The 14,190-nt window shown below is 57.2% G+C and carries 10 protein-coding genes; 3 read left to right on the top strand and 7 right to left on the bottom strand.

The genetic code is table 11. The features are described from left to right. Window positions 1-115: 115 nt before the first annotated feature. The gene (locus FRY98_RS07310) at window positions 116-2,017 is read left to right on the top strand and encodes a serine hydrolase domain-containing protein (protein WP_148451012.1); all 1,902 of its coding nucleotides are present in this window, start codon (window positions 116-118) and stop codon (window positions 2,015-2,017) included. Window positions 2,018-2,698: 681 nt separating this feature from the next. Here FRY98_RS07310 and FRY98_RS07315 read toward each other — a convergent pair. The 5 genes from FRY98_RS07315 to FRY98_RS07335 form a co-directional block, all read right to left on the bottom strand. Next, window positions 2,699-3,556 carry a MurR/RpiR family transcriptional regulator gene (locus FRY98_RS07315; RefSeq protein WP_148451013.1) on the bottom strand — a complete coding sequence of 286 codons (858 nt, stop codon included), beginning with the start codon at window positions 3,554-3,556 and terminating at the stop codon, window positions 2,699-2,701. 71 nt (window positions 3,557-3,627) lie between these two features. Continuing rightward, a complete protein-coding gene (locus tag FRY98_RS07320; RefSeq protein ID WP_148451014.1) occupies window positions 3,628-4,335 on the bottom strand; it encodes a hypothetical protein in 708 nt (235 codons plus the stop codon). 29 nt (window positions 4,336-4,364) lie between these two features. Next, window positions 4,365-6,509, bottom strand: a complete 2,145-nt coding sequence (locus FRY98_RS07325) for a hydantoinase/oxoprolinase family protein (protein WP_148451015.1) — start codon at window positions 6,507-6,509, stop codon at window positions 4,365-4,367. 45 nt (window positions 6,510-6,554) lie between these two features. Next, window positions 6,555-7,850, bottom strand: a complete 1,296-nt coding sequence (locus tag FRY98_RS07330; protein WP_148451016.1) for a transporter permease — start codon at window positions 7,848-7,850, stop codon at window positions 6,555-6,557. A 102-nt stretch (window positions 7,851-7,952) separates the two neighbouring features. Next, window positions 7,953-9,302, bottom strand: coding sequence for an FAD-dependent oxidoreductase (locus FRY98_RS07335; protein WP_148451017.1), 1,350 nt, complete (start codon window positions 9,300-9,302; stop codon window positions 7,953-7,955). Between the two features lie 222 nt (window positions 9,303-9,524). Between FRY98_RS07335 and FRY98_RS07340 the strand changes: the two genes are divergently transcribed. Together FRY98_RS07340 and FRY98_RS07345 are read left to right on the top strand one after the other, a co-directional pair. Beyond that, window positions 9,525-10,229, top strand: coding sequence for an N-acetylmannosamine-6-phosphate 2-epimerase (locus FRY98_RS07340; protein WP_148451018.1), 705 nt, complete (start codon window positions 9,525-9,527; stop codon window positions 10,227-10,229). Then, window positions 10,226-11,164 (top strand): ROK family protein, encoded by a 939-nt coding sequence (locus FRY98_RS07345; protein WP_148451019.1) that lies wholly within the window; start codon window positions 10,226-10,228, stop codon window positions 11,162-11,164. Before FRY98_RS07340 ends, FRY98_RS07345 begins: the two co-directional genes overlap by 4 nt. A gap of 46 nt (window positions 11,165-11,210) precedes the next feature. Here FRY98_RS07345 and FRY98_RS07350 read toward each other — a convergent pair whose 3' ends face one another. Continuing rightward, a complete protein-coding gene (locus tag FRY98_RS07350; protein WP_170287050.1) occupies window positions 11,211-11,861 on the bottom strand; it encodes a DUF1266 domain-containing protein in 651 nt (216 codons plus the stop codon). A gap of 1 nt (window position 11,862) precedes the next feature. Further along, window positions 11,863-13,851 (bottom strand): J domain-containing protein, encoded by a 1,989-nt coding sequence (locus FRY98_RS07355; RefSeq protein ID WP_148451021.1) that lies wholly within the window; start codon window positions 13,849-13,851, stop codon window positions 11,863-11,865. Window positions 13,852-14,190: the final 339 nt, after the last annotated feature.

Below are 14,190 nucleotides of genomic sequence, written 5' to 3' on the forward strand. Positions count from 1 at the left end.
ATTTCCGGTATTTTTAAGATGGATTTAAGATTTGCGATAGTTCGACGAAAGAGTGCGGCGGTATGCTGGAATAGATGTTTTTACTGTCCAAATTGATACCGCCGGAGGTTCTTATATGAAAAAGACAATCACTATTCTGCTGCTCCTCTCTCTCGGCCTCCCTTTGCTTCATTCCCTTCCGTCCGCCCAAGCGGCGGCGGCAGGCTCGTCCGACTTCTCCATCACGGCGGAGCGGGCGGAACAACTCCTCGATCCTCTGATGGAAGAGGAAATCCGCAAGGGGCATATCCATGGGACGGCGGTAGTTGTTACCCAAGGGGAACGCATCTTGTTCAGCAAGGGGTACGGCTATGCCGATGTGGACAACAAGCGGCCTGTCGATCCCGCGGAAACGCTTATGCGGGTAGGCTCGATTACGAAAACGGTGACCGCCACCGCCGCTATGCAGTTGGTCGAGCAAGGGAAGCTGACGCTTCACGACGACATCAATCGGTTTCTAACCGGCTACAACGTGCCCGTTTTCGGAAAAAATCCGATAACTCTGCACCATCTGCTGACCCACACCGCCGGATTGGATGAAACGGTCTACGAAATCAACGCGCTCTCCAGATCAAGCCAGTTGTCGGCGGAAGCATTTTTGCGCCAATACTTCCAAGACCAGTCCCCCGTGCGGGAGCCCGGCGAACAATACGCTTACAGCAACGCCGGGCTCGGACTGGTGGGGAATCTGATCGAACAGAACTCGGTTGCCGACCTTAATGCATATATGTCCAAGCATGTATTTACGCCGCTGGATATGCCCAGCGCAAATCTGACCGTACCCGAAAATAACCCGCAGTTGGCCAAATCGTACACGTATACGAACGGACATTATGAAGAGGTCCCTTATACTTTCTTGAGTATACCCGGTGCCGGTGGTCTTAGTGTCACGCCGAATGAGTTCGCCCATTTTATGATCGCCCAGCTGAATGACGGGCGATATCAAGGTAAGTCGATTCTGAAGCCTTCCACTATTGAAACCATGCATGAGCAGCAGTTCGCCGAACATCCGGATTTGCCCGGGATGGGCTACGGTTTTTACCGGGGACGTTTGGCCGGCGGAATCGAGACGCTGTCTCATACCGGAGACGTGGACGGCTTTCACGCCAGAATGCTGCTGATCCCCGCGAAACGGCTTGGCATCCTGGTAGTCAGCAATGCGGTGATCGAAGGAACCACGCCGATGGGTCAAAAAATCGAAGAAACCCTTACCGGGCTGATCGCCGGACCGGAGAAAACAGGCCGAGCGCTGCCCTATACCCGAGAGCAATTGCAGCCGTACGAAGGGACTTATTCCATCTCGGTCGCTCCCAAGCGGGGATGGGGCAAATGGCTTTATTTTCTCGGAGGCAAGGATTTCGAGGTGACGGCCGCCGATGGCCGGCTGATCCTGGCGGGCGTATTCCCCGACGGGACGGGTGAGCGCAAGGAGTTAAGCTACGTACCGATCGCGGAAGGCCTGTTCCAGGAGGAAGGCGGCGGAGGAAAGCTATGGTTTGAACAAGGGGATCACGGTTGGCACATGACCATCCCACAGGAAATTACGATGGAGGAACGGCCCGGCCTCCTGCATCGGCCGGTCTTCCTGCTCGCCGTCTACGCCGGCTCGGGACTGCTGTTCATCGCCCTGCTGGCCGTCTGGCTTGTTCGTTACGTCGTTCGCTTATTCCGGAGAACAAAAAAGCCCGTTTCCATGCACATAACCGCCATCACGCTGCTGATGTCCATTTTTCTGGTCGTACAAATGGTATATGGTAACGCCGAAATTACGTACGGTTATCCGGGCTGGTTTACCTGGGGCATTTCCTCCCTGCCGCTGGCGGCCGTGCTGATCGCCGTTCACCTGCTATGGCGGGACGGCATCCGCCCCGGCAAGAAAAACGGCGCCGCGCTCGGCAGATGCGCGCTTGCCGCCGGATGCATCGCCTATACGGCGTTCCTGTTCTATTGGAATATGCTGTCCGTTCATGCCTGGTAGGGCGGGGAAATTCCGGAAGTTCCGGAAATTCCTTTTAGATTACTCCACCAGACCACCTGGCCACCTGTCCGCAAACCGGAACAATAGCCGGCGCTATCACTTAGATGGAAAACCTCCCGTTAATTCGCCCTTGCCGCCCACGGTTAGCAATTAGCGGGAAAACCTCCAGCTAATCTCGGGGCAGAGGCTCTTATCGCCCATTTGAGGCCGGATTAGCAGAGAAATTCCGGCTAAATGGTGCTAGCGTTGCCTTAACCCGAAGGGTCCAATGGCCGTAATCGCCTCCCTTTGAAGCCGGGCGGGTGGATAAGGGCCATTTGCGGCCTTATTTTGTCGAATTCGTCCCTTCGGTGAGAAATAGCGGTCTTTTGGGGCCTTATTTTAGGGAAAAGTGGGCCGAAACCTGATTTTTGGACCCGCATCAGTGAAATAAGGCCCTTTTTGGCCGCTATTTTTCCCGAAAACGCAAATCGGGTCGAAATAACAGCCCAAAATGCCGCTATTATACCAGGCGGCAAGAAAGATTGCGGATAGGCGGCACCCATATCCGTTTCAATGCAACGCCAGTGGCTAAATGGTGCGGTATCGCCGAAACGAGCCAATTTAACGGGAGGGATTTCCGTTAATGGATTCAATCAAAAAGCGGCCTGCCGATGAGGCAAGCCGCTTTTTGATTGACGATCAATAATACTCCGTAACCGAAGGCCGGCTGGAGATGATGCCCTCGCTGTCCAGCTTCTTCTTCAGGTAAGATTTGTCCGAGGAAATGAGCAGGCTCATGACGGCGTCGACCACAAACAGAAAAGTGATATGGTTCGACATCATGGCGCTGTTGCTGACCGACATTTTGTCCGGTACGATGATGTTGATCTCCGCGGCCTCGGTGACCGGGGAAGAATCGTAACAGGTGATGGCCACCGTCTTCGCCTGGTTCATCTGCGCCGTGGAGACCGCGTCGATAATTTCGGGCGTCGCGCCGGAGCGGGTGAACGCGATGACGATGTCCTCCGACGTGGCCTGGGACGCGGCGATTTTCATCGCGCGGCTGTCGCTGCTGGCTTCCGCGCTGATCCCGATCAGCGTCAGGCGATTCTTCAAGGCCATGGCCGAGAGGAAGGAATCGAAGATGCCGAAAATATGGATTCGCCTGGCCTGCTTCAGCATCTCCGCGACACCGAGCAGCGTCTCCTCGGAGATCATCGCGGAGGTGTTGACGACCAGCTCGTTGTAATCGAGCGCCAGTCCGTCGATGGGCGTGATTTCGCGGCGTTCTTTTTTACGCGTCTGCATTTCCCGGTAAAACGTATCCTGGGCGATGGCGATCTTGAAATCGTTAAAGCCCTTAAACCCGATCTTTTTGCAAAAACGGTTGATGCTTGTCTCCGAAACGCCGATCTCATTGGCAAGCGCCGTAATCGTATGCTGGGTAATAAATTCGGAATGATGAATGACGAATTGAGCGATCTGGTTTTCGCCGTAGGTAAACTTCTGTTTGAGCGAAATGATTTTTGCAATCACCGCGGGTACTTGCGAAGCCATGATATGTCCTCCTGCATTTTGCGATTCAACCGTTCCGAAGAAACGATCTATCGCAGTAAACGATTTACTTATTATAGCATATGGAGTCCACTCTCGCCCAAAATCTTCTTCCACTTTTTCACATTTTCCACAAACCGCTCCATTTCCATTCGTTCGGTCTGCATGAGATATATATTATCCAGCAAACTGGGCAGGTAAGGGAGCCCGAGCAGTTCCTTGCAAAAAGCGTGCGCCGCGATCTCGCTCGTCTGCAGCACCGTGGCCTTACGGCGGAAGGGGCCGATTCTCAGGCATTCCACCGGCTCCAGAAGCTCGTTCGTAAACCGCCCGCTGCGGTATTCCAGCAGATGATAGTACTCATGCGCCAGATGGATGTCCACGATCCGCTCGAAAGTCACGGGACCCAGCGCCCCGTCCGCTGCCGCGGCCGCCATGTGAAGCTGGTGCATGGATTCCCGGTAGACGGTGATCTCCGGAACCTTTCCGCTCCAGTCCAGCTGCGCCCGCAGCGCCACCTTGAAAGCCCCCGCGCCCGCCGACTCCGCCAAGCGAAAGCGGACGCCCGCGTCCTCCAGGAGGGCCCGGATCTGCTTCCCCCGCAGCCGCCCCGCCGCTTCCCGTCCCATCCCTAGGGACCCGGAGAGATAATAACCGTACATGCCGGGTTCGATTTTATGAAAAACCGGGTCCCTTTCCAGTTCGGCCAGAGCCAGCACCTCGTCATCCAGCTCCAAGCCGCGGAGGTCAAAGATCCGCTCCTTTTCCCGTACGTTCGTCATGAGAATCAACCTCCTTCCTCTTTCAACCGTTATTGATACGCCACCGCCAGCCAGACCTCCTCTTCGCCCAGCATTTCCGTCTCCAGATCCACAATGGACAGCAACTGCTCTTTGGTCTGCATCCCCGTCAAGTCAAGCATCTTCTCCCGGAAAAACAGGAACACCTTCGGGATCGTCGCGTTGGCGTCGGAATAAATCGTATGCTCATCCAAGAAGGCGACGAACGCTTCGTGCCGCTCCTTCTTGGCAAACCGGCCGTAATGCACGCCGGCCTGCTTGAACCGGACCACGCCCTCCCGGTCGACCACGCTCACGGAGGTGCGTTTCTTCTTGAGGAGGCCGAAGAAGGATTTGCGGATTTCTTCGCTGGCGAACAAGTGCCATCTCCCCGTCTGGGCGGCCAGTCTCATGGAATCGACCGGCGCGTCCACGGAGCTTGCCGCGATACTCCGCATTTCCTCTTCGGACAGGGCCGCCTGTCCCAAATCCTTGGACCGGAGCTCCGTCGAACCGGTCGCGATCGCGCGTAAAATATTTTTCTGGTTATCGATTTCAATCGTAATCTCCACGGTTTCTTCGCTCGCGCCGGACTGGACGATTTTATCCATCACATCGCTGCGAATCCGCTTGATATCGTCCTCCGTCGGGTTGATGACCGTCCGTTCGATCTGCTCCTTGACCATGGCCAGCGCGACCCCGATCGTCGAGATATAAGGCGCGTTCTTGGCGATCTGCCATTTCATCCGCTCCTTCTCGGCCATGGCCGGCACGAGGACGGCTCCGCTCCCGCCTCCGCCGACCAGGGTGACGAAGGAACGGTCCAGTTCATAGTCCGCGATCATTTCATTGACCGTTTTCATCGTTTTGTCGATCGCGATGTCCAAGACCTGGCGGGCCGCAGCTTCCCCGGTCATGCCAAGGTGCGCGCCCAGGGCGTCCCAGGCCAACCGGGCGCTCTCCTTCCCGGCGTAGGCATAGTCCCCTTCCGGCACATAGCCGAGCAGGTTGGCCGCTCCCGCCAGGGTGAAGGAGAATTCCTCGCCGTTTCCGCCTTTCACGATGGCGTATTCGGGGGCGTCCCCTTCGCGCGGGCTGATGAACAGAACCCCCGCATCCCGCAACTGGGCCGGATCGGCGAAACATTCATAGGCTTTGCCGGCGATATGGGCGCTTCGCGGGCCGACGTCGACGATTTTGCCGCCGGCCACCCGGATCATGCTGCCGCCGGCAATGCCCAAGGTCCGGACATCGAGGGATTGCAGATAGGTGCGGTGGCCCCCGACCTGCGCGTTCTGAATCATGACCTTGCCGTTCTTGATGACCGAGATGTCCACGCTCGTGCCGCCTACTTCAAAGAAAATGCCGTCGGAAATTTTCTCGTACATCAGCGCTCCGGCCACGCCCGCGGCCAACCCGGAGAGCATCGTCAATATCGGGCGCTTCCGCACCTCGTCGATGCTCATCACCCCGCCGTCACAGCGCATGATCATCAGCTGTGAGGAGATATTCGCGTTCTTCACCGATTTTTCGGTCATGTTGGCCGTCTCCATCATCTTCGGGATGAGACTGGCGTTGACGACCGCCGTCCGCGTCCGCGTCCGCAGCCCGTACAGCTGTGAGATTTCGTGTCCGCCGGTCGCGAACACGCCGCGCCGCTGGGCCGCGTCGACGACACGCAGCTCGTTGGCCGGGTCGTCCACGCTGTACGCCTCCGAAGCGACGATGACCTCCGCCCCCTGGGAGAGCAAATCCTGCAAACCTTGTTCCACGGCCTCATCCTTCAGATTTTTGGAATCCAGGTACGTATGGTAGGTTTGCAGATTTTTGCCGGGCGCGAGCTCGATTTGGCCCGGATTGGACTCGCTGCGCGCGCTCAATCCGTCCATTCCCGAGCCCATGCCGAGGATGCCGACTTTGGCGACATCCCCTTCCAGCAAAGCGTTCGTCGCCTGCGTCGTTCCGTGAGCGATGAAGGCCACGTCCTCGGGAGCGATTCCTTTACTCTCCAGGATCGTCTGCAAAATTTGCACGATCCCTTTGGCCACGCCGTCCTCATCATGGTGCGTGGTCGGAATTTTCATTTTTTCAACAATTTCAAACGTTTCGTTATCCAGCACGACCGCATCGGTAAACGTACCGCCGACATCGATGCCGACCCTTACTTTTCTGCCCATTTCATAGCTCCCTCCTATCTCTCTAAAACCGTGCCGTTCTCCTGCCTAAAAGACGACAAGCGCACCCCAGATCATCGAAATCAACACGGCCGTTACCATCCAAGGCAGGGTCCGTTTCAAAATGTCGTTAATGTCGCTCTTCGTAAAATCGGCCACCCAAACGTTATGGGAGTTGGTCGGATCGGAGACGGACTGCACATTGCTGACCACCCGCAGCGCCAGCATGGCCGCGATCGGCGTCATGCCCGCCCCGACGAACAGTGCGGCGATGCCGCTTCCCAGTCCCCATACGTTCAATGGACCGCGATAAATCGCCAGCGGCGACAAAATGGTGAAGAACAAAATGTACATAAGCGGGCTGTTCGGCAGCACCGCTTCGATCAGCGGCGAAATAATCGCCGTCACCTGCGGCGCCATGACGGCGTTGACCAGCATACCGATCCCGATCATGAGCCCCAAAGCTCCGGCCACGTCCTGAATCCCTTCGACCAAGGAGCTGGACAGCACATGCACCGGACGCTTCGGCCAGGACAAGATCAGCGTCGCCACCGCGCCGATAATAACGGCGGGCACGATATCCATCTTGAAGGCGAACACCATAATGACGGGGACCAGCGGGCTGATCAGCGCGATCGCCGGTACTTTTCGGCCGTCCGCGGACGGCGAGGTGGCCGGCATCGCCCATGCTTTGCGGCCGCGCCCGTCGCGGCGGGCATAAAATACGATCATGATCATGCTGATGACGATCAGCGGGAGGGCGGCGATCAACGTGTAGTCGGCCACGGTCGAAACCGGCAGTCCCATGACATCCACGTAAACCGCCCAGTTCGAAACGTTGAACAGCACGCCGACGCCGACGGCGGACAGCAGAACGACGGAAGCCAAAAACTGGCTGATACCCGCAGTCAGCATAATCGGAATAATGATCGTCCCTACGAGGATGACCATCCCCAGACCGCTCGCCGCGGAAAAGATCACCGAAGCCGTCACGAAGAACAGTAGCGCGATCAGCACCGGTTTATCCCCGGCCAGCTCGGCGGCCTTGCGGATGATCGCTTTGGTAACCCCGACTTTATTCAGGATTTGTCCAAACCAGGCGCCGAAGATCAGTCCGGCGATCGCCGTGGACAGCCGCATCGACCCCTGGGCCAGAATCGTGCCGCTAAGGGTCGCCGTTTCGGGATTCCCGGAAGACCAAGGCACGCCCGCAATGAGCGCAAACAAAATCGCCATGCTCGGCAGCGCCAGAATCGTCGGCAGCTTCCGCGTCATCATCAGCCCCGCAAAAAGAAGAAATACGAGTAAAATGCCAATTGCCTGTACCCACATGATTGAACTCATGTTCAAGTCCCCTTTACCGTTCAAATTAAAACTACATGAATTGAACTGCCGTGTTGCTTGTCGCGGCTTCCAGCGTTCCACTTCCAGCGTTCCGCTGTCAGATTAAACCTCCAGATATGCGCCCTGCTCCTTCAGCACGCTTTGCACCTTGGCCACGTCGACCTGCTGGACATCCAGGTTCCCCAGCGCCGCCTGCGCGGCCGCGACCCCGCCCGCATGCCCGATGGCCCCGGTCGTCGGCGTCGTTCTGACCGCCGCCTGAGCTTCGAATGTAGCGGAGAGACACCGGCCGATAACGATGACATTCCTAAGCGCAGGGGTGACAAGACAACGATACGGAATGCTGTACATACCGCCCCATTCCAGCTTCTCATGCTTGGTCCCTTCGCCGTCCGGGCTGTGGATGTCGATCGGATAGCCGGAATGGGCAATCGTATCTTCAAACTTCTTCTGCGACAAAATATCGGCGGCCGTCAGCGTGTAAAGCCCGATAATCTGCCGGGAGCCGCGGACTCCGATGGAAGGACCGGTCGATTCCACGGTAGCGTTTTCAAAACCGGGAATGTATTTTTTCACGAAACGCTCCAGTTCCCTGCACTGCTTCCGCCCTTCCGTTTCGGCCCGGCTGAGGCTCCAGGCGTCCGTACCGTCATGGCCGAGAATGCGCGTCGTATTCAGGATCACTTCGCCGGGGGTATTCGTCTCGAAGAACAGGATATCTTCCCGCGGAATGGAGATTTCGCCGCGTTCCTTCGCCTTCTTGAACAAGCTGACAAAGCCGGCGGTCGACAGTCTCGGCGCCTTCTCGATGATCGAGGTATCGCCGTTGTACAGCGGGAAATCCTCCGGATGGGCATGAATGTACTCCTTGACCTTGGCGATGTCGACATTGATCATCTTCATTTTCAGCGTCATCGGCTGGGCAGCCCCGTCGCTCTCCCGCCCCTTCGTAAAAGCCGCTCCCGCGCGAACCGATAAATCGCCGTCCCCGGTCGCATCGATAAACACTTTGGCGGACAAACGGCTCAACCCGGATTTATTGCAGACCGTAATGCCGGTAACCCGCCCTTCCTCCGTATGCACCTCCGCGAGCATCGTGTGGTACAGGATTTGGCCCCCGTTCTCCAGAACCATGGATTCCAGCTCCACCTTCATCGCTTCGGCATCGAACGGAGTGACCGAGTACGTAAATCCGACCGTATCGAAAATATGCCCCGGCGATTTCCCCTCCCTCTTCAGCCTTTCGATCAGCTCGTCGGTTAAACCTTGAATGGCCTGCTTCTCCCCGGCGTGAAAGGTCATCATCGGACCGACGCCGTTGGCGGTCAAGGTGCCCCCCAAATACCCCTGCGACTCCACGATCAGCGTCTTGGCGCCCGATTTGGCCGCCGCTACCGCGGCCATCGTCCCGGAGATGCCACCGCCCATCACTATGACGTCAAAAGACTCCATCCTGTACTTCCTCCTTATATGTGGTTTTGGCTGTTTCTTGTGTACTAAACTAGCAGAACAAAATCGTCTTGTAAATGATTTTGTTTATTTTTTTCTAAATATCCGTAAAATACGAAAATTATTTTCTTTACATGTAAGGTATATGTTTTTATACTGGGAAATAGCTACATGTATGCGTTTTATTTTTTTCGGAATTCAAGTAAAGGAGCCAGGGAACGGAGTATGGAGAAACTACTGGAGCAGTTGAAAGGACAGCTGATCGTATCCTGTCAAGCCTATCCCGGCGAGGCGCTGTACGGCAGCCATATCATGGCGGCCATGGCCAACGCCGCCAAGGACGGAGGGGCAGCGGCCATCCGGGCCAACTCGCCGCAGGATGTGACGGCGATTAAAGAAGGGTGCGGCCTGCCGGTCATCGGGATCTGGAAGCGGAGCTATCCGGGCTCGGACGTCTACATTACGCCCTGCCTGTCCGATGCGGAGCTGATTTTTGCAGCCGGCGCCGACATCGTCGCCGTGGATGCCACGGGGCGGGAACGGCCCGGAGGGGAAACGCTGGAAGGGCTGGTGTCCGGCATCCGGAGGCAGCCGGGCCGGCTCCTGATGGCCGATGTTTCGACCGTGGAAGAAGGGATCGCCGCGGCCGCGCTCGGCTTCGATCTGATCTCCACGACGCTGTCCGGCTATACGCCTTACAGCCCGAAGAGCGACGGGCCGGACTTCCGGCTGGTGGCGGAACTGGCCGCGGCCGTGCAGGTTCCGGTCATCGCCGAGGGCCGGATCCACACCCCCGGGGAGGCCGCCGAAGCCTTCCGGGCCGGGGCCTACGCCGTTGTCGTCGGCACGGCGATCACCCGACCGCACACGTTGACGGAACAGTTCGCCCGCGCCATACTGGGGGCCGGATCGGCCCGTGACGGCCGATGAACCGAACGCGCGGAGCGATCGGCATCGATCTCGGCGGCACCGGCATCAAGTCGGCGCTGATCGGCACGGACGGCGGCGTCCGGCACTTCCGCACCGTGCCGACAGAGGCGGCGCAGGGCCGGGAGGCCCTCCTGGCGAAGCTGTCCGGCCTGATCGCGGAGCACCGCCGGACCGCCGCGCAGGAGGGAATGGAGCTGCTGGGCGTCGGCGTCGGGACGGCCGGGACGGTCGATGCGTCCGGCGCGGTCGCCTATGCGACGGAGCATCTGCCCGGCTGGACGGGCACGCCGCTGCGCGAACGGCTTGAACGGGAGACCGGCCTTCCGGTCGCGGTGATGAACGACGTGCACGCCATCGCGCGGGGAGAACAATGGATGGGGGCCGCGCAGGGACTCCCGAGCTTCGTATGCGTCGCCCTCGGCACGGGAATTGGAGGCTGTATCGTGAGGGACGGCGCCATGTTTCCGGGGGACGACGGGTATGCGGGCGGCTTCGGCCACCATATCGTCGCTATGGACGGCCTCCCCTGCACCTGCGGCAACCGCGGCTGCTGGGAGAACTACGCCTCCGTAACCGGGCTTAAAACGTTGATGCGCGAACAAGAAGCTCCGGACCTCTGGATCCGGGACCCGAGACAGCTGTTCGCGGAAGCCCGGTCGGGGAACGGGCAGGCGCTCGATCTGGTCGGCCGGTATGCGGAACGGATCGCGGTGGGCCTCGCCAATCTGGCGCACACGCTCAACGCCCGCCGTTTTCTGCTGGCGGGAGCCATTACCGCCCAGGGCGATTTCCTGCTGGAGCGAATCGGCGGGCACCTCCGCCGGATCGTGATGCCCGTCTATTGGGGCGACGGGATTTCCCTTCACGCCGCCGAGTTGGGTGAGCACGCGGGCGTGGTCGGCGCGGCGTCCGCCGTGGCGGGCATAAAAGATTAAGTAAAAACAAGCTGACGGGGCCGAAGCCTGTCAGCTTGTTTTTTGACTAATGATGCAGTTTCACTTGAACCAGCGGGCTGTCCTGGACCGTCAGCAGCCTCCTCAACCGCCCCTGTGCATCCCTCACGTAATAAGCCGGATCATCGATGGCATAAAACTCCAAGCCGACGGCAAAGCTCATGCAGTAGTCGTACCAATCCCCGTACCGCGTTCTGGCGAGCTTTACGGCCTGCCCCACATAGTTCCAGGCTTCCTCGCCGGTCAGCCATTTCAATTGTTCCGCCATCAGCGATTTGAGCACAATGAACGAACAATCATATCCCGTTAATCCGCCGGCAGGCATCCGGCGCAAATAGTGGTTCACGACCGACATTTTGTGCCGGATGAGCGGGTCCGAACCCGATGCGATACGGCGGCCGCGTTCCGCTTCGGGAAGCAGGATCAACTCCTGATACATATTATCGAACTCTTCGCGGAGACCTACGGACATCTGCCATTCGAGATGCTGTTTCAATTGCTCCGGCGTGTCGATATGGTGCTGCTCGGACAGGATCCTTTTATTTTTGATGGTGCCGAGATACATTTTCTCGGGATGCGCAATATAATATTCCGCATTGGGCCCCATATTGATGAAGGAAAGCATGGCATGCGCCAACGGCTTCCATTTCTTGCGCATTTCTTCAACGGTTGGCGTCATACTATGCGTTCCCCCTGTCTGTGTCTCCGTCATACAACAGGAACCGTTTGTTTCGGATAATGTTCTTGATAAGCCGGACATAAAGCAAAAATAAGGCCACGATATAGAACCACGCGATCACGGGAACATCCCGGTGCAAATCGCTGCCTTTCAAGCCGTCCCTGATGTTGACGTAAAAATCCCTCGAGGACAAGGTGCCGTAGTTTCCCTGTTTGGCCCAACTGTCCTTGAACGCTTTTAATGCGGGAGAAGATATCTCCCTGACAATGCCTTCCGCCTCGATCGAGCCGCTTTCGAAAATCTGCTTGCTCTGCTTGTAATCGGTAAGCAGGATGACGGACATCCCTCCTATTCGCCCTCGGCAGATATAACCGGTTAACCGGTCGAACAAGTCTCTTTGCTCGGCTTCTTTTTGAGCCATATAGGAAATCAGGTTGTTGCCGTCCCCGTCCTTCTCCTTCAGTTCCAGCTCCAATGTACCGGTGTAAAACGCTTTGTCCATGTTCAGCCGCACCGGGCTTCCCGGAGGCAGTTGCTCCAACTCGTCCGCCGTTAAAACCAAAGGCGCCTCGGGAGGATGGACCCACTGGTTCACATAAGTCCACACCGGCATTTGCACATGTTTATTCCAAGTGATGGCCAATAAAATATGCAATACCGCGATCAACGCCAGGCTCATCCACTTCATGAGCAGCAGTTGGCCGAATCTGCGGACCGTCCTGGCCGGGGAATGCTTCCCCCATTCGCGTTGAATCCGCCGCATTTGGCTCCGCCGCTCTTTGTTCGATTTGGGAAGGCCGTGGACATATCCATCGAGTTTAGCCAGATTTACAATGGCCTCCATGTCATTCTCGCGAAGCTCCAGCATCAGCATATAGAACTGCCTTGCCCGCTCCGGCTCGTTCAAACGCATACAGCACTGCCCGGATAAAGATAATACCTCCGGATCGCGGGGTCTGAGCTGACGCAGCCGGTCCAATTCCTCCCGCGCCTCCGCCGAGCGATCCATCTCCAGGAGAAGCCCCGCCCGGATCATGCGTATTTCCTCGTCCTCGGGAAAAATCCCCAGAATCCGGTCGCAAGCCGACAACGCCTTCCCCCAGTCTTCAACCTGCCGGAAAAACTCAATTTGCAAATAAAGGATCTGCGTATCTTTGTCAAAAATATCAAGCGCTTTTTCCAAGGCCCACCGTGCATCCTCCATCTTGTGATCCTGCATGGCCAGGGCGAAATCTTCGCGGTAGAGCAGGTAGGCCTCGTGGTCCTCCACCTCCTCAGCCGCAAGCAGATCGGCATAACCGAGTTTCGCCGCGAGCGAGCCTCTAAACATATAGTCGGAAACTTTGGGATATTGCTCCCGAAAACCGGCGGGGTCCAGCCCCATCCGCTCTTTGATTCCAAAAGTGCCGTCAAGCAAGGCCCATACTTCGCCGGAGAGAAAATAATGTTCCTCCAGATACTCCAGCACCTCGTCCGCCAACCGGCCCTGGCTGCCCAACTGCCAAAGCACATCGCTGTTCAACAGCCCGGTCCACAGCGAAAGATCGAACCTGGACGGGAAGTTCCGGTACAAATCGTCCAGCGCATCCATGAACTCTTCAACGAGTTCCGCAGGCGACTTTTTGGGCAGCCGATCCTCCGGTTCCCAGCGAAGTTTCGGCAGAGCCCGGGAAAGCGGCGATGTCAGGAGATCCTCCTCCGTTTCTTCCCCTGATCCGTACTCATCTTCTGTATCTTCCGAGTCTTCCGAGTCTCCCCAGTTGTCCTCCCCATCGTCTTCCTCGTTATCGTCCGTAAATCCGATGCCGTCCTCCATCCCGGAAAGGCTTTGTTTGGCTAGCTTCATCGCCTCGTCGAACGCTTCCCGCAGGCGTTGATAGCCTTCCGGATCATCCTCGGGATGATGCTTTTTCAGCAACCGGGCGTAAGCTCTGCGGATCTGCTTCTCGTCCTCCGTCGGACGAAGATCCAGAATTGTCCAAATATTCAAGCTGTAGCCCACCACCTGATGTTATATTTTTGATTCTCTCTTGATGAATAGCTAGTTTTATTATCGACAAGGAGCCCTTGGGTTTTAATGCCTGCCATCCGTTGCTCTCCGGCGGAGGGATGCCTAATTAACAATCCTGAAATGGGCCTCCGATAAATGTATTAATAGTAACTTTCTAGGTTGAACTATTGATTTGCCTATTAGGCAGGTGGGTATGGGGATTCTTTTCGCACTCCTGGTATACAGCTCATGGTTTGGTCAAATTAAAGGGAATTCTTCCCGTTAATTCGGTGCCTATACGGTTGCGGAGGCGATTTAGCTGGAAAACTGGACCTCCGT

The sequence above is a fragment of the Paenibacillus faecis genome (genome assembly GCF_008084145.1).
GTDB lineage: Bacteria > Bacillota > Bacilli > Paenibacillales > Paenibacillaceae > Fontibacillus > Fontibacillus faecis.